The sequence below is a fragment of the Streptomyces sp. DSM 110735 genome (assembly GCF_016482685.1).
GTDB lineage: Bacteria > Actinomycetota > Actinomycetes > Streptomycetales > Streptomycetaceae > Streptomyces.
Window position 1 is genome coordinate 302,223 of record NZ_JACYHF010000006.1, and the last position, 13,310, is coordinate 315,532.

The following is a 13,310-nucleotide window of genomic DNA, read 5'->3' on the forward strand; positions in this document are numbered from 1 at the left end:
GGAAACAGGGTGGGGGCAGGCCGAAAACCGATGCCGCCCGTCACCGTGCGCCATGTGTCCAGCGGCTTTCGGTGCCCGTCCTCACCCTTCACTCTCGTACCGTGACGCCCGGGCGTCGACTATCGGCCAACCTCATTCCGCAGGCGTGGGGTTGACATCTCGGCTCTGACATGCCCGCAACGACGCGGCACGCTCACTCCGCCGTCAGCTCCACCAGCTTGCGCACGGTGTTCCAGTTGCGGGAGGTGGCGATCAGCCCCTTGGTGACGCGCGGCCGGGACAGCACCTCGGCGAGCTTGCTGCGACCGAGACCGTCCGGGGCGTAGAGGTAGAGGCAGCGGTCGCCGAGGCGGAAGTCCTCGGGGAGGTACGCGGTTTGGTCGATCCCCGCGAAGCGGTCGGAGCTGACCGGCTCGGAGAAGTAGGTGAGGTGGAGCTGCTTCGGGGCGAGTTGGTCCGCCGGGAAGGGGCAGGCGTCGGCCACGGCGCTCAGATAGGCGTGGTCGCGCACGATCACGTCGACGGAGAAGCCGAAGTGTTCGCGGATGGTTTTGCTCAACTCGGCTTCCAGAGTGGTCTCTTCACGAGTCTCGGTGCTGAACACCGCCTGGCCGCTCTGGAGATGGGTCCGTACGCCGTCGTAGCCGAGGGCGGTCAGGAGCGTGCGCAGGTCGGCCATCGGGACCTTCCTGGCGCCCCCGACGTTGATGCCGCGCAGCAGCGCCGCGTAGGTCGTCGTCATCCGCCCACCGTAAAGGGCCGTCGTGCCCCGTGGGGGTGGGCACGACGGCCATGGACCGGCAGGACCGGTACGTCGGAACTCTCGCGGATCGAGCGGGCCCGGATCAACTCCTACACGCGGCTGTGACTTGTTCAACAAGTTTTTGTCATCGCAAAGTGGATCTACGAAGGGCGGATCGGACACCGCGTCAGCGCTGGTAGCGGGCGAGAACGAGGTTGCCGTCCCGTTCCAGTCGGCGACGCAGTTCGGAAAGGTCGATCGAGCCGGAGTAGTACTCCTGGTACGCCGGGGTGGCCACCTTGTCCTTCCACTCCGGGTAGCCGCGCACGGACTGCGCCGGGGCGGGGCGGAGGTGGGCGGCGAGGGCGGTGCCGGTGGACCAGCCGTTCTTCCGGGTGTGCAGGGCGGGGTCCTTCAGGGCGTGCGTGCCGGTGGGCAGCATCCAGTCGCCGAGGGCGAGGCGGACCATGTTGCGCGGGCGCAGCAGGAAGTCGAGGAAGGCGGCAGCCTCCTTCTTGTGCGGGCAGTCGGCGGCGATGGACAGGGTCTGCGGGCTGACGCCCTGGGTGAGCCCGTTCGCCCCGGCGGGCGCGGGCAGCACCTCCCAGTCGAAGCCCTTGGGAGCCTGGAGCGCGACCTGCTGGCGGTAGGAGAAGCCGAGCGGGACCATGGCGTACTTGCCGCCGAAGAAGCCGGGCAGCGTGTCGGAGCCGCCGCTGCCGAGGGTCGAGGCGGGGGCGCTGTGGTCGACGGCGACCTGGTCGTGGACGGTGCGGGGTACGACGGCGTCGCCGGACCCGAACCGCACGCTCACCTTGCCGTCCGCGCCCTGGTGGAACAGGCGCCCGCCCGCCGAGAGCGAGAGGTTGAGCGTCGCCGAGACGGGCTCCTTGAGCGGCCAGGCCACGCCGTACGTGCCGTGCCCGCTGAGCTTCTTGGTGACCGTCCTGAACTCCGTCCAGGTCCAGGGGTGTTCGGGCGTCGGCACGCGCACCTTCGCCGTGCGCAGCCACTTCGCGTTGGCGATCAGCACCCTGGGCTCCTGCAGGAAGGGCACGCCGTAGACGCCGTCCCCGAAGCGTGCCGTGTCCCAACTGCTCTGCGGGATGTCGGACTTGAGGCGGGAGGACAGCAGTCCGGTGAGGTCCGCGAGGTAGCCGCCGTGGGCGAAGTCGGCCAGGTCGTCGGAGGCGTCGTGGATGACGTCGGGAGCCTCGCCGCCCTCGAAGGAGGTGAGCAACTGGTCGTGGACCGAGTCCCAACTGCCCTGGACGTACTCGACCTTCACGCGGGTGTGGCTCGCGTTCCACTCCCGGACCAGTTTCTTGGTGGCGGCGACGGACTCGGGCTGCCAGGCGAGGGACTGGAAGCGCAGCACGATCCTGCCGTCGCCGCCCGCCCTGCCGGAGGAGCAGCCCGCGAGCAGCAGGAGAAGCACGACGGCGGTCGCGGCGATCCTGGTACGCACCGGCATCAGCTCTTCACCGCCCCGGCGAGCAGACCGCCCGAGAGCCGCTTCTGGACCAGCGCGAAGAACGCCAGGGAGGGCAGGGTGGCGAGGAAGGCGGCGGCGGCGAGCGGTCCTAGGTCCGCGACGCCCTCGGCGCCGATGAAGTGGGTGAGCACGACCGGCAGGGTCTGCTTTCCGGGGCTCTTGAGCAGGACGAGCGCGAAGAAGAACTCGTTCCAGGCGGTGACGAACGCGAAGAGCGCCGTCGCCACGATCCCCGGCGCGAGCAGCGGCGCCGTCACCGACACCAGCGTCCGCACCCGCCCGGCGCCGTCCACGGCCGCCGCCTCCTCCAACTCGACCGGCACCGAACGCATTTGCCCGACCAGCAGCCACAGCGCGAAGGGCAGCGACCACACCACGTAGACCAGCACGAGCCCGGGCGCCGAGTCGATCAGCCGCAGCTTTCTGAGCAGCAGGAACAGCGGGATGATCAGCAGCACGAAGGGGAACGCCTGGCTGACCACCACCCAGCCGGTCGCCGCGCGGGAGAGCAGCCCGGGGCGCCGGGCGATCACGTACGCCATCGGGGTGGCGATCAGTACGGCGACGACGGCGGTCACGAGCGCCACGAGCAGGGAGGTCAATGCCGCGTGTGCCAGGGGCTGTTCGTCCAGGGCGCGGCGGAAGTTGGCGAGGGTGGGGTGGCGCGGGATCCAGGTGGGGTGCAGGGAGGCCAGTTCGCGCGGCGGCTTGAAGGCGGTGGAGAGGAGCCAGAGCAGCGGGAAGGCCAGGAAGACCAGATAGGCGAGCAGAGCCGCGTACTGGGCGGCGCGCGCGGCGGGGCGGGTCCTCATTGTTCCTCGCCCCCGCGCAGCCGACCGGCGAGGAACACCGCGAGCAGGACCGAGATCACCGCGACCATCACGCATCCCATCGCCGCCGCGTAGCCGAACTGGCCGTAGCGGAACGCCTCTTCGTAGGCGAACAGCATCGGCAGCCGGGTGCGGCCGCCCGGTCCGCCGCCGGTGAGGACGTACACCAGGGCGAAGGCGTTGAAGTTCCAGATCAGGTTGAGCGAGGTGATGGCGAGGGCGACGGGTCTGATCGCGGGCCAGGTGACCGCCCGGAAGCGGCGCCAGGCGCCCGCGCCGTCCACGGCGGCGGCCTCGCGCAGTTCGCGGGGCACGTTCTGGAGTCCGGCGAGCAGGGCGACGGTGGTGCGGGGCATCCCGGCCCAGACGCCGACGACGATGACGGCGGGCAGCGCGGTGGTGAGGGTGCCGAGCCAGTCGCGCCCGCCGCCGAGTCCGAGGTCGCGCAGCGTCTCGTTGAGGACGCCCGCGTCCGGGTTGTAGACCAGGCGCCACATGACGCCGACGGCGACCTCGGGCATGGCCCACGGGACGATCGCCAGCGCCCGGGCGAGGCGACGCAGCCGCAGGTCCTGGTCGAGCAGCAGGGCGAGTCCGAGTGCCAGCAGGAACTGGGGCACGGTCACGCCGACGGCCCACAGCAGCCCGATGCGGAAGGACTCCCAGAACAGGGTGTCGTGCAGCAGGTCCTGGAAGTTGAGGACGCCGGTCCAGCGGGTGGCGGCGGTGCGCCCCGACTGCGCGTCGGTGAAGGCGAGCAGGATGCCGTAGAGCAGCGGACCGACGCTGAGCAGCAGGATCGGGATCAGGGCGGGCAGCACCAGGAACCAGGCGCCGTGGTCGCGGGCGGGCGCGAGGCGCGCGTTCCGCCGTGCGGCCGCCTCGGCCACCGTCGTCATGGCATCAGCCCCCGTCAGCCCCTTTGCCCCCAGGATTGGCGTGTTCATGGTTGCGAAGGGGCGCCATCGCGTCAAGGGACCGCGCACACGGTCCGACCTGTGCGAATGCGAGACTGACCGGAGAACGGGGCGCACGGCACCCGGCACAAGCACAAGCACAGACTCGGGAACGGGACACGGAGGCGGACGATGGACGAGGCGCGGGCGCGGGACGTACTGGCCGAGGCGAAGGTGCTGCCCGGCCCGGCGCGGGACGCGCGGCTCCTCGCCCTCGGCGAGAACGCCGTCTTCGCCGCCGGTGACCTCGTGGTCAAGGTCGGCCGCGACGAGAGCCTGCTGGAGCGCGCCCGGCGCGAGCTGGCGGTCGCGGGCTGGCTGGCCGGGGAGGGCGTACCGGCGGTGCGCGCGGCGGAGCCCGAGCCGCTGCTCGTGGAAGGGCACCCGGTGACCGTGTGGCACCGGCTGCCCGACGCCGTGCGCCCGGCCGAGCCCGAGGATCTGGCGCGGCTGCTGCGGATCGTGCACGCGCTGCCCGCGCCGCCGGTCGCGCTGCCGCCCCGCGCGCTGCTGGGCGGGGTGGAGCGCTGGCTGCGGCTCGCGGGCGACGCGATCGACCCGGCGGACGCGGAGTATCTGCGGGCGCGGCGCGACGGCTTCGCCCCGGCGGCGGCAGCGCTGACCCCGCACCTGACGCCCGGTCCGATCCACGGCGACGCGCTGCCGCGCAATGTGCACATCGGCCCCGATGGACCGGTCCTGGTCGACCTGGAGACCTTCTCCGCCGACCTGCGCGAGCACGACCTCGTGGTGATGGCCCTCTCCCGGGACCGCTACGGGCTGCCCGCCGAGAAGTACGACGCCTTCACCGAGGCGTACGGCTGGGACGTGCGCGCGTGGGAGGGCTGCTCGGTGCTGCGCGGCGCCCGGGAGACCGCGAGCTGCGCCTGGGTGGCCCAGCACGCGCCCGCCAACCCCAAGGCGCTGGCGGAGTTCGAGCGCCGGGTGGCGTCGCTGCGGGACGGGGACGAGTCGGTGCGCTGGTACCCCTTCTGAGCCCGGCGCCCTCGGGTACCGGACCGGCTCGGACCAAGTCGGCTCAGACCCGCTCCGCCACCAGTTCCCGCACCGGCCAGGTCCCGTCCACCACGGCCTCGGTGTCGCCCTTGCGGCGCAGGAAGCTCTGGAAGTCGGCAGCCCAGGCCGCGTACCACTCGATCTGGCGCCGGTGCAGCTCGGCCGGACCGAGCGCGGCGATCTTCGGGTGCCGCTCGGCTATCGCCACGGCGAGGCGGGCGGCGGCGAGGGCGTCGGCGGAGGCGTCGTGGGCGGCGGTGAGGGTTATGCCGTACTCGGCGCAGACCGCCTCCAGGTTGCGCTTGCCGCGGCGGTAGCGGTCCACCCAGCGGTCGATCGTGTACGGGTCGATGACTGGGCCCAGGGGCTCGCCGCCGAGCCGCTCGGACAGCGACGGCAGCCCGTGGCGGCGCAGTTCGGCGGAGAGCAGGGTGAGGTCGAAGGCGGCGTTGTAGGCGACGACCGGTATGCCGGTCTGCCAGGAGGAGACGAGCGCGGACGCGACGGCGTCGGCGACCTGGTCGGCCGGGCGCCCCTCGGCGGTCGCGCGCTCGTTGCTGACGCCGTGCACGGCGACCGCGTCGGCCGGGATCTCGACGCCCGGGTCCGCGAGCCATTCGCGGTGGCCCAGGAGTTCGCCCGCGCCGACCTCCAGGACGGAGGCGGTGACGATGCGTGCCTCCTGCGGGTCGGTTCCGGTCGTCTCCAGGTCGAAAGCGGTCAGCGTCTGCCGGTGCCAGGTCATGGGTGGTCCCCCTTTTCGTGGTGGTGCGTTCCCCCAGTGGCCTCCACCATGGCACGCGGCACTGACAACCCGGGGTCGACCCCCGCCCCACGGAGGGATGATTCAGGACACCGGGCGCGAATCCGCCCAAGCCGTCTCGAATTCCTCGCGGTAGGTCGGGAAAAGACCGGCTTCGCCCACCTGGTCCGGGCGGACCACCCGGCTGCCGCCCCGCAGCACCAGCACCGGCGACTCCATGCCGCGCGCCCCGCGCAGATAGGACTGCACCACACCGACCCCGTCCGCGCCGTCGCCGTCCACCAGATAGGCGGTGAAGCGCGGTGTCTCGTCGTACACCTGGATCTCGAAGGCGCCCGGGTCCCGCAGCCGGGAGCGGACCCGGCGCATGTGCAGGATGTTCATCTCGACCGAGCGGCTCAACTCGCCCCGCTTCATGCCGAGTTCGCGCTCGCGGCGCTTGACCGCGCTGGAGGCGGGGTTGAGGAAGAGCAGCCGTACCCGGCAGCCGGTCTCCGCGAGCCGGACCAGTCGGCGCCCGGAGAAGTTCTGCACCAGCAGGTTGAGTCCGATGCCGATGGCGTCCAGACGGCGCGCCCCGCCGAAGAGGTCCTCGGCCGGGAACTGCCGCATCAGCCGCACCCGGTCGGGGTGGACGGCCACCACGTCCGCGTACCGGTCGCCGACGAGGTCCTCCACCGCGTCCACCCGCAGACGCCCCGCCGAGGGCACGTCACCGCCCGCGCCGAGCAGTTCGAGGAGCCGGGCCGAGGCGCGCTCCGCCTGACCGAGGACCGCCTCGGACAGGGCGCGGTTGCGGGAGACGACGTTGCGCGTCACCTCCAGCTCGTCCAGGGCGAGTTCGAGGTCACGGCGCTCGTCGAAGTACGGCTCGAAGCAGGGCCAGTGCTGCACCATCAGCTCGCGCAACTGGGGCAGCGTCAGGAAGCTGAGCACGTTGTCGTCGGCCGGGTCGAGCAAGTAGCCCTTGCGGCGGCTGACTTCACGCACCGCGACGGCCCGCTGCACCCATTCCTGTCCGGCGGGTCCGGCGGCGGCCACCACCCAGTCGTCGCCGTGGACGGGCTCGTAGACCGGGCGCAACACGGCGGCCACGACGGCGCGCAGCCGCTGTTCGACGAGGTTCAGCCAGATGTAGGCCCGGCCGGCCCGCTGGGCGCGGGTGCGCACCTCCAGCCAGGCGCTCGCGTCCCAGTCCAGTTCCGGTCCGATCGACCCCGCGTCCATCGGCCGTGCCAGGGACACCGCGCCGGGCGGGACGTCCGTGGAGCTCCCCTCGTGACCCTCGCCACCAGGGGGCAGCTCCAGCCCTCCCGACCCCACCCTGCACCGCCTTCCGTCCCCCGGACCTTCCCCGTCCCAACGATCAAGGAAGGGTACTCCGGGAGCGGCGGGCGGTGCAGCCGGATGGACAGGTCGGTTTCCCAACTTCCCGTCGGGCAGTGGCCGTTCCGCGCGGCGCGGGCGGCGGGAGTGAGCGGATTCATAGCGGTGAGCGCGCCGCGGCGGGCGCGTCCGCGCAGGTGCGGGCGCTGCCGGACCGTCCTCGCCCCGGGGGCGACCCGGCGGAAACCCGTGTTGACCCCGGGCCGTGTCCCGGCCGATATCCGAACGGGGCGCAACCGAGGCGCCATGGGAGCGCCAGACGGGGTAGTCCTCTGAAGGTCCCTCACTTTCGGGGAGACTCGCCGCCGACGCGCCCCCAGCGGGGCCGCCCACCTGAAAGAGTCGTGTCCATGCAGGTCTGGCCTGGAGAGGCGTATCCACTCGGTGCCACCTATGACGGTGCCGGAACCAACTTCGCGGTCTTCACGGAGGCCGCGGACCGAGTAGAGCTGTGTCTGCTGCACGACGACGGCTCCGAGACGGCGGTGGAACTGCGGGAGAGCGACGCGTTCGTGCGGCACGCGTACGTCCCCGGCATCATGCCGGGCCAGCGCTACGGCTTCCGTGTCCACGGTCCCTACGAGCCCGAGCGCGGTCTGCGCTGCAACTCGGCCAAGCTGCTGCTCGACCCGTACGCCAAGGCGGTCAGCGGGTCGGTCCAGTGGGGCGAGGAGGTGTACGGCTACCACTTCGACGCCCCCGACCAGCGCAACGACCTGGACTCCGCGCCGCACACCATGACCTCGGTGGTGATCAACCCGTACTTCGACTGGGGCGACGACCGTCCGCCGCGCACCGACTACCACCACACGGTGATCTACGAGGCTCACGTCAAGGGTCTGACCATGCGGCACCCCGGTCTGCCGGAGGAGCTGCGCGGCACCTACGCGGCTCTCGCGCACCCGGCGATCATCGAGCATCTGACCAAGCTCGGGGTGACGGCTCTTGAGCTGATGCCGGTGCACCAGTTCGTGAACGACCACCGCCTGGCCGACATGGGTCTGACCAACTACTGGGGCTACAACACCATCGGCTTCTTCGCCCCGCACAACGCCTATGCCTCCTGGGGCGACCGGGGGCAGCAGGTCCTGGAGTTCAAGTCGGCGGTGCGGGCGCTGCACGAGGCGGGCATCGAGGTGATCCTCGACGTGGTCTACAACCACACCGCCGAGGGCAACCACCTGGGTCCCACGCTGTCGTTCAAGGGCATCGACAACCCGTCGTACTACCGGCTGACCGAGGACCCGCGCTACTACATGGACACCACGGGCACCGGCAACTCCCTGCTGATGCGCTCCCCGCACGTGCTCCAGCTCATCATGGACTCGCTGCGGTACTGGGTGACCGAGATGCACGTCGACGGCTTCCGCTTCGACCTCGCGGCAACCCTGGCCCGGCAGTTCCACGAGGTGGACCGGCTGTCGTCGTTCTTCGACCTGGTGCAGCAGGACCCGGTGGTCTCCCAGGTGAAGCTGATCGCCGAGCCCTGGGACGTGGGCGAGGGCGGCTACCAGGTGGGCAACTTCCCGCCGCTGTGGACCGAGTGGAACGGCAAGTACCGCGACACGGTACGGGACATGTGGCGCGGTGAGCCGCGCGCGCTCGCGGAGTTCGGCTCCCGGCTCACCGGTTCCTCCGACCTCTACCAGGACGACGGGCGCCGCCCGCTGGCGTCGGTCAACTTCGTCACCTGTCACGACGGTTTCACCCTGCACGACCTGGTGTCGTACAACGAGAAGCACAACGCGGCCAACGGCGAGGACAACCGGGACGGCGAGAGCCACAACCGGTCCTGGAACTGCGGGACCGAGGGCGACACCGACGACCCGGAGGTGCGCGAGCTGCGCGCCCGGCAGATGCGGAACTTCCTCGCCACGCTGATGCTGTCCCAGGGCGTGCCGATGATCAGCCACGGCGACGAGTTCGCCCGCACCCAGCGCGGCAACAACAACGCCTACTGCCAGGACAACGAGCTGTCCTGGGTGGACTGGTCCGAGAGCGGCGACGGCCAACTCCTCGAGTTCGCGCGGGCGATGGTGTGGCTGCGCCGCGACCACCCGGTGTTCCGGCGGCGCCGCTTCTTCCACGGCCGCCCCGTGGAGGGCACCCACGACGAGCTGTCGGACGTCGCCTGGTTCACCCCCGAGGGCGAGGAGATGACCCAGCGGGACTGGGACTCGGCGCCCGCGTCCGCGCTGAGCGTGTTCCTCAACGGCAACGCGATCTCCGAGCCGGGACCGCGCGGGGAGCGGATCTCGGACGACTCCTTCCTGCTGATGTTCAACGCCTCCCCCGAGCCGCTGGACTTCCTGGTCCCCGCCGACCACGGCCGGCAGTGGCAGGTGGTGGTCGACACCGCCCGGCCGGAGGGCGTGCCGCCGAACACGGGTCCGAAGGTGGCGGGCGGCGAGCGGATCACCCTGCCGGACCGGAGCATGACCGTGCTGCAACGGCCCGCCTGAGCGGACCGGGGGCGGTCCGCGCGGGCGCATGGCCGGTCCGCGCGGGTCGCCGCTGGTCCGTACGGGGACCGGTGACACGAAACCGGGCACACGGGGTACGTAGCACTGCATGACTGCTGCCGCGCGACCCCGGCCGGGCGTGCCCACGGCCACCTACCGACTCCAGCTCCAGCCCTCGTTCCCGTTCGCCGCCGCCGAGGCTGCCGTCCCCCATGTGGCGGAACTCGGCGTCTCCCATCTGCATCTCTCCCCGGTCCTGGAGGCCGTGCCGGGGTCCGCCCACGGGTACGACGTGACGGACCCCGGGCGCGTGCGCGAGGAGCTGGGCGGCGAGTCCGGGCTCCGCTCGCTCGCGCACACCGCGCGGGAGCACGGGCTCGGTCTGGTGGTGGACATCGTGCCCAACCACATGGCGATGTCTCCCCGGCACAACCGCGCCCTGTGGGAGGTGCTGCGCGAGGGTCCCGAGTCGCCGTACGCCCGCTGGTTCGACATCGACTGGGAGGTGCGCGGCGGACGGCTGCTGCTGCCCGTTCTGGGCGGTCCGGTCGGCGGCGAGCGGCAGCATCTGGTCGTCGACGGCGACGTGCTGCGCTACCACGACGACGCCTTCCCGCTGCGCGCGGGCACCGAGCACCTGCCGCTGCCGGAGCTGCTGGACGCGCAGTGGTACCGCCCGGTGTGGTGGCGGCTGACCCGCACCGAGCTGAACTACCGCCGGTTCTTCAGCATTTCGGAGCTGATCGGGGTCCGTGTGGAGGACCCCGAGGTGTTCGACGCCACCCACGGCACGATCCTGCGGCTGCTCGACGAGGGCGTGATCGACGGGCTGCGCGTGGACCACCCGGACGGTCTCGCGGACCCGGACGCCTATCTGGCGCGGCTGCACGAGGCGACCGGCGGTCGCTGGACCGTGGTGGAGAAGATCCTCGCCGACGGCGAACACCTGCCCGCCTCCTGGCCCGTCGCGGGCACCACCGGCTACGACGCCCTGCGCCACGTCGACGGCGTCTTCACCGACCCCGACGGCACCGGTGAACTCCTCGACCACTACCGCGCGTTCGCGGTCCCGCAGACCGACCGGGGCGGCGACTGGGACGCCACCGTGCGCCGGGCCGCCTACAAGGTGCTCACCCACGAACTGGCCGCCGAGACCGACCGTCTCACCCGCGCCGCCGTCCGCCTCTGCGCCGCCTCCCCCGACCTCGCCCTGCGCGACCGCGCCCCCTGGGCCCTGCGCACGGCTCTGGAGGAACTCCTCGTCCGGCTGCGCGTCTACCGTCCGTACGCCTCCGAGGACGCCACCGCCGTGCTCACGCGGCAGGCGGCCACCGAGGCACGGCGCGCCTTCGCCGTGGCCGAGGAGGCCGAGGCGGTGGATGTCGTACGGGCGCTGCTGACCGGCGAGGACGACGGGTCGGTCCCCGAACTCACCGAGTTCCGCACCCGGTTCGCCCAGACCGCGTCGGCGCTGCGCGCCAAGTCCGTGGAGGACACCGCCTTCTACCGCTATGTGCCGCTGCTGTCGGTGAACGAGGTCGGCGGCGATCCGGGGCGCCCGGGCGTCTCCCCGGCGGAGTTCCACGCGTACTGCGCGCGCCTCGCCGCCGACTGGCCGGACACCGGCACGGTCGTCACCACGCACGACACCAAGCGCAGCGCCGACGTACGCGCCGCGCTCGCGGTGCTGAGCGAGTGCCCGGGGCGCTGGGCAGCCCTGCTCGCGGACCTGGCCCGCTCCGGCGAGATGGCGCCCGACGGTCAACTCGCCTGGTCCGCCTGGCAGACGGTGTTCGGTCTGGGTCCGGCGGAGGAGGAACGCGTCCGCGAGTACCTGCTGAAGCATGTGCGCGAGGCGGGGATGTACACGAGCTGGACGGAACGCGAGGCGCCCTACGAGGAGGCGGTCACCGCGTTCGTCTCGGCGGGTCCCTGCGGACCGCCCGGCGAACGCGTCGCGGCGCTGCGCAAGTCCCTGGACCCGCACATCCGCGCCAACGTCCTCGGCACCGCGCTGGTCCATCTGACGATGCCGGGCGTCCCGGACGTCTACCAGGGCACGGAGGCGGAGTACCGGGCCCTGGTCGACCCGGACAACCGCCGCCCGGCCACCTTCTCCGCGAAGTCCCCGGGCGAGAAGGACGCGCTCACGACGGCGGCCCTGCGGCTGCGCGCCCGCCGCCCGGACGTCTTCGGCACGACGGGCACGTACGACCCGCTGCCCGCCGAGGGTCCGGCAGCCGACCACTGCCTCGCCTTCACCCGCTCCGGCGAGGTGATCACGGTGGTGACCCGCCTCTCCCTCCGCCTGGCCGAGTCCGGCGGCTGGCGGCAGACGACCCTCTCCCTGCCCCCGGGCCGCTGGCGGGACGTCCTCACGCCGGACCGGGAGTTCAAGGGCTGCGTCCCGGTGGCGGACCTCCTCGGCCCGCTGCCGGTGGCGCTGCTGGAGCGGGCCGAGGAGGGAGACGCAGAGGCTCCCTGAGGGCGTCCCGTGGTCGGGCGGTCACGCGTCCAGCGCGAACACCGCTCCCGTCTGCGCGGACAGGACGCACCCGTTGGAGAAGGTGTGGGTGTATTCGACCCGGTGGCCGTGCCAGAAGCCGGAGGCGTGGGCGGTCACCGGGGCGTAGAGCATCGTGCAGAAGACCTCCTTCGGCGGGATGCGGCCGATGTCGCCGCCCGCGGCGGTGAGCTGGGCGCAGGCTTCCGCCGCGTGGGCGGTGCCCCGGGGCGGGTCGCACAGCAGGAGGGCGCGGCGGGCGCCGGGCGCGAGGGTCTCGCCCTGGCTGACGGTGAGGTGGAGCCAGTCGCCGGGGAGGGCGGGGCGGGGGGCGGCGGAGGCGGGGGAGGTCGCGAGGAGGGCGAGGGCGGCTGCCAGGGCGCCGGCCGCCGCTGTCGCACGGGTGAGAGGGGTCATGCCCGGTGCATCGGCACGGTCGGGCGGGTTCCGCAGCGGGGGTCACCCGAACGGGAGACTCGGGCACCCGGAGGGGAACACCGGTTCGGGGAGGAGGCGCCCCGCTCGGGATCGCCGGTCCGCGCGCCCTCAGCTCGCCGAGAGGCGGTACATGGCCTTCCCGAAGCCGACCTGGTCGCCGTCGCGCACCACCGTCGCGCCGAGCACCCGCTGCCCGTTGACCGTCGTGCCGTTGGTGGAGCCGAGGTCGCGCAGGACCCACAGACCGCCCTGGTGGCGGAGTTCGGCGTGGACGCGGGAGACGGTGTCGTGGTTGAGGCGGAGCCCGTTGGCCGGGTCGCGTCCGATGCGCAGGGGGTGGCCGTGTCCGGGGTGGGGCAGGAGGAGCTTGGGCAGCCGCTCTGCCTGCCACGCCCTGCGGAGCCGTACGGTGAAGCCGGAGACGGCTTCCACGGTGCCGAACAGGGCGCGGGCGAAGCTGTTCCCGCCGGGCAGATCGGCGGTGACGGCGGCGAGTTCGGCGTGGCTGCGCGCGGCGAGGACCAGCTCCATGCGCTGCAGGAACGTGTCGTGTGACATCCGCCCCACGGCGGCGCCGTCGCGCAGGACCCGCAGCGCCTTGTCGCGCTCCGCGTCGGAGATCCGCGCGGCGCGGACGGGGAACTCGAAGGACGACGTCACGCTGCTGATTGTCGGTCAGGCGGCCCGTGGTGTCCAGATCGGGAAGTGCGCTCCCCCG

General features: G+C 72.3%; 11 protein-coding genes. 3 read left to right on the forward strand and 8 right to left on the reverse strand.

The genetic code is table 11. The features are described 5' to 3' along the window. Window positions 1–193 precede the first annotated feature (193 nt). From IF655_RS12965 to IF655_RS12980, 4 genes are all read right to left on the reverse strand, one after another. On the reverse strand, window positions 194–742 hold the full coding sequence (locus tag IF655_RS12965) for a DUF1697 domain-containing protein (RefSeq protein ID WP_199584763.1): 549 nt from the start codon (window positions 740–742) through the stop codon (window positions 194–196). Between the two features lie 187 nt (window positions 743–929). Next, a complete protein-coding gene (locus tag IF655_RS12970; protein WP_199584765.1) occupies window positions 930–2,216 on the reverse strand; it encodes an ABC transporter substrate-binding protein in 1,287 nt (428 codons plus the stop codon). Further along, complete coding sequence (locus IF655_RS12975) at window positions 2,216–3,049, reverse strand: carbohydrate ABC transporter permease (protein WP_199584767.1); 834 nt, start codon at window positions 3,047–3,049, stop codon at window positions 2,216–2,218. Before IF655_RS12975 ends, IF655_RS12970 begins: the two co-directional genes overlap by 1 nt. Further along, window positions 3,046–3,966, reverse strand: a complete 921-nt coding sequence (locus IF655_RS12980) for a carbohydrate ABC transporter permease (protein WP_199584768.1) — start codon at window positions 3,964–3,966, stop codon at window positions 3,046–3,048. The genes IF655_RS12975 and IF655_RS12980 overlap by 4 nt, the downstream gene beginning before the upstream one ends. 189 nt (window positions 3,967–4,155) lie before the next feature. Here IF655_RS12980 and IF655_RS12985 point away from each other — a divergent pair, with 189 nt between their 5' ends. Next, window positions 4,156–5,019 (forward strand): phosphotransferase enzyme family protein, encoded by an 864-nt coding sequence (locus tag IF655_RS12985; protein WP_199584769.1) that lies wholly within the window; start codon window positions 4,156–4,158, stop codon window positions 5,017–5,019. 43 nt (window positions 5,020–5,062) lie between these two features. On the opposite strand, the gene IF655_RS12990 is transcribed toward IF655_RS12985, so the two are convergent. After that, window positions 5,063–5,785 (reverse strand): 3'-5' exonuclease, encoded by a 723-nt coding sequence (locus IF655_RS12990; protein WP_199584774.1) that lies wholly within the window; start codon window positions 5,783–5,785, stop codon window positions 5,063–5,065. Between the two features lie 102 nt (window positions 5,786–5,887). Continuing rightward, on the reverse strand, window positions 5,888–7,126 hold the full coding sequence (locus tag IF655_RS12995) for an SAV2148 family HEPN domain-containing protein (RefSeq protein ID WP_026248799.1): 1,239 nt from the start codon (window positions 7,124–7,126) through the stop codon (window positions 5,888–5,890). 413 nt (window positions 7,127–7,539) lie between these two features. Between IF655_RS12995 and glgX the strand changes: the two genes are divergently transcribed. Further along, a complete protein-coding gene (glgX, locus tag IF655_RS13000) occupies window positions 7,540–9,651 on the forward strand; it encodes a glycogen debranching protein GlgX (RefSeq protein WP_199584779.1) in 2,112 nt (703 codons plus the stop codon). Between the two features lie 109 nt (window positions 9,652–9,760). After that, window positions 9,761–12,136, forward strand: coding sequence for a malto-oligosyltrehalose synthase (gene treY, locus IF655_RS13005; RefSeq protein WP_199584784.1), 2,376 nt, complete (start codon window positions 9,761–9,763; stop codon window positions 12,134–12,136). A 21-nt stretch (window positions 12,137–12,157) separates the two neighbouring features. Here treY and IF655_RS13010 read toward each other — a convergent pair whose 3' ends face one another. Further along, the gene (locus IF655_RS13010; protein WP_199584786.1) at window positions 12,158–12,571 is read right to left on the reverse strand and encodes an SSI family serine proteinase inhibitor; all 414 of its coding nucleotides are present in this window, start codon (window positions 12,569–12,571) and stop codon (window positions 12,158–12,160) included. Between the two features lie 129 nt (window positions 12,572–12,700). Then, complete coding sequence (locus tag IF655_RS13015; protein ID WP_199584792.1) at window positions 12,701–13,252, reverse strand: DUF1707 and FHA domain-containing protein; 552 nt, start codon at window positions 13,250–13,252, stop codon at window positions 12,701–12,703. Window positions 13,253–13,310 lie beyond the last annotated feature (58 nt).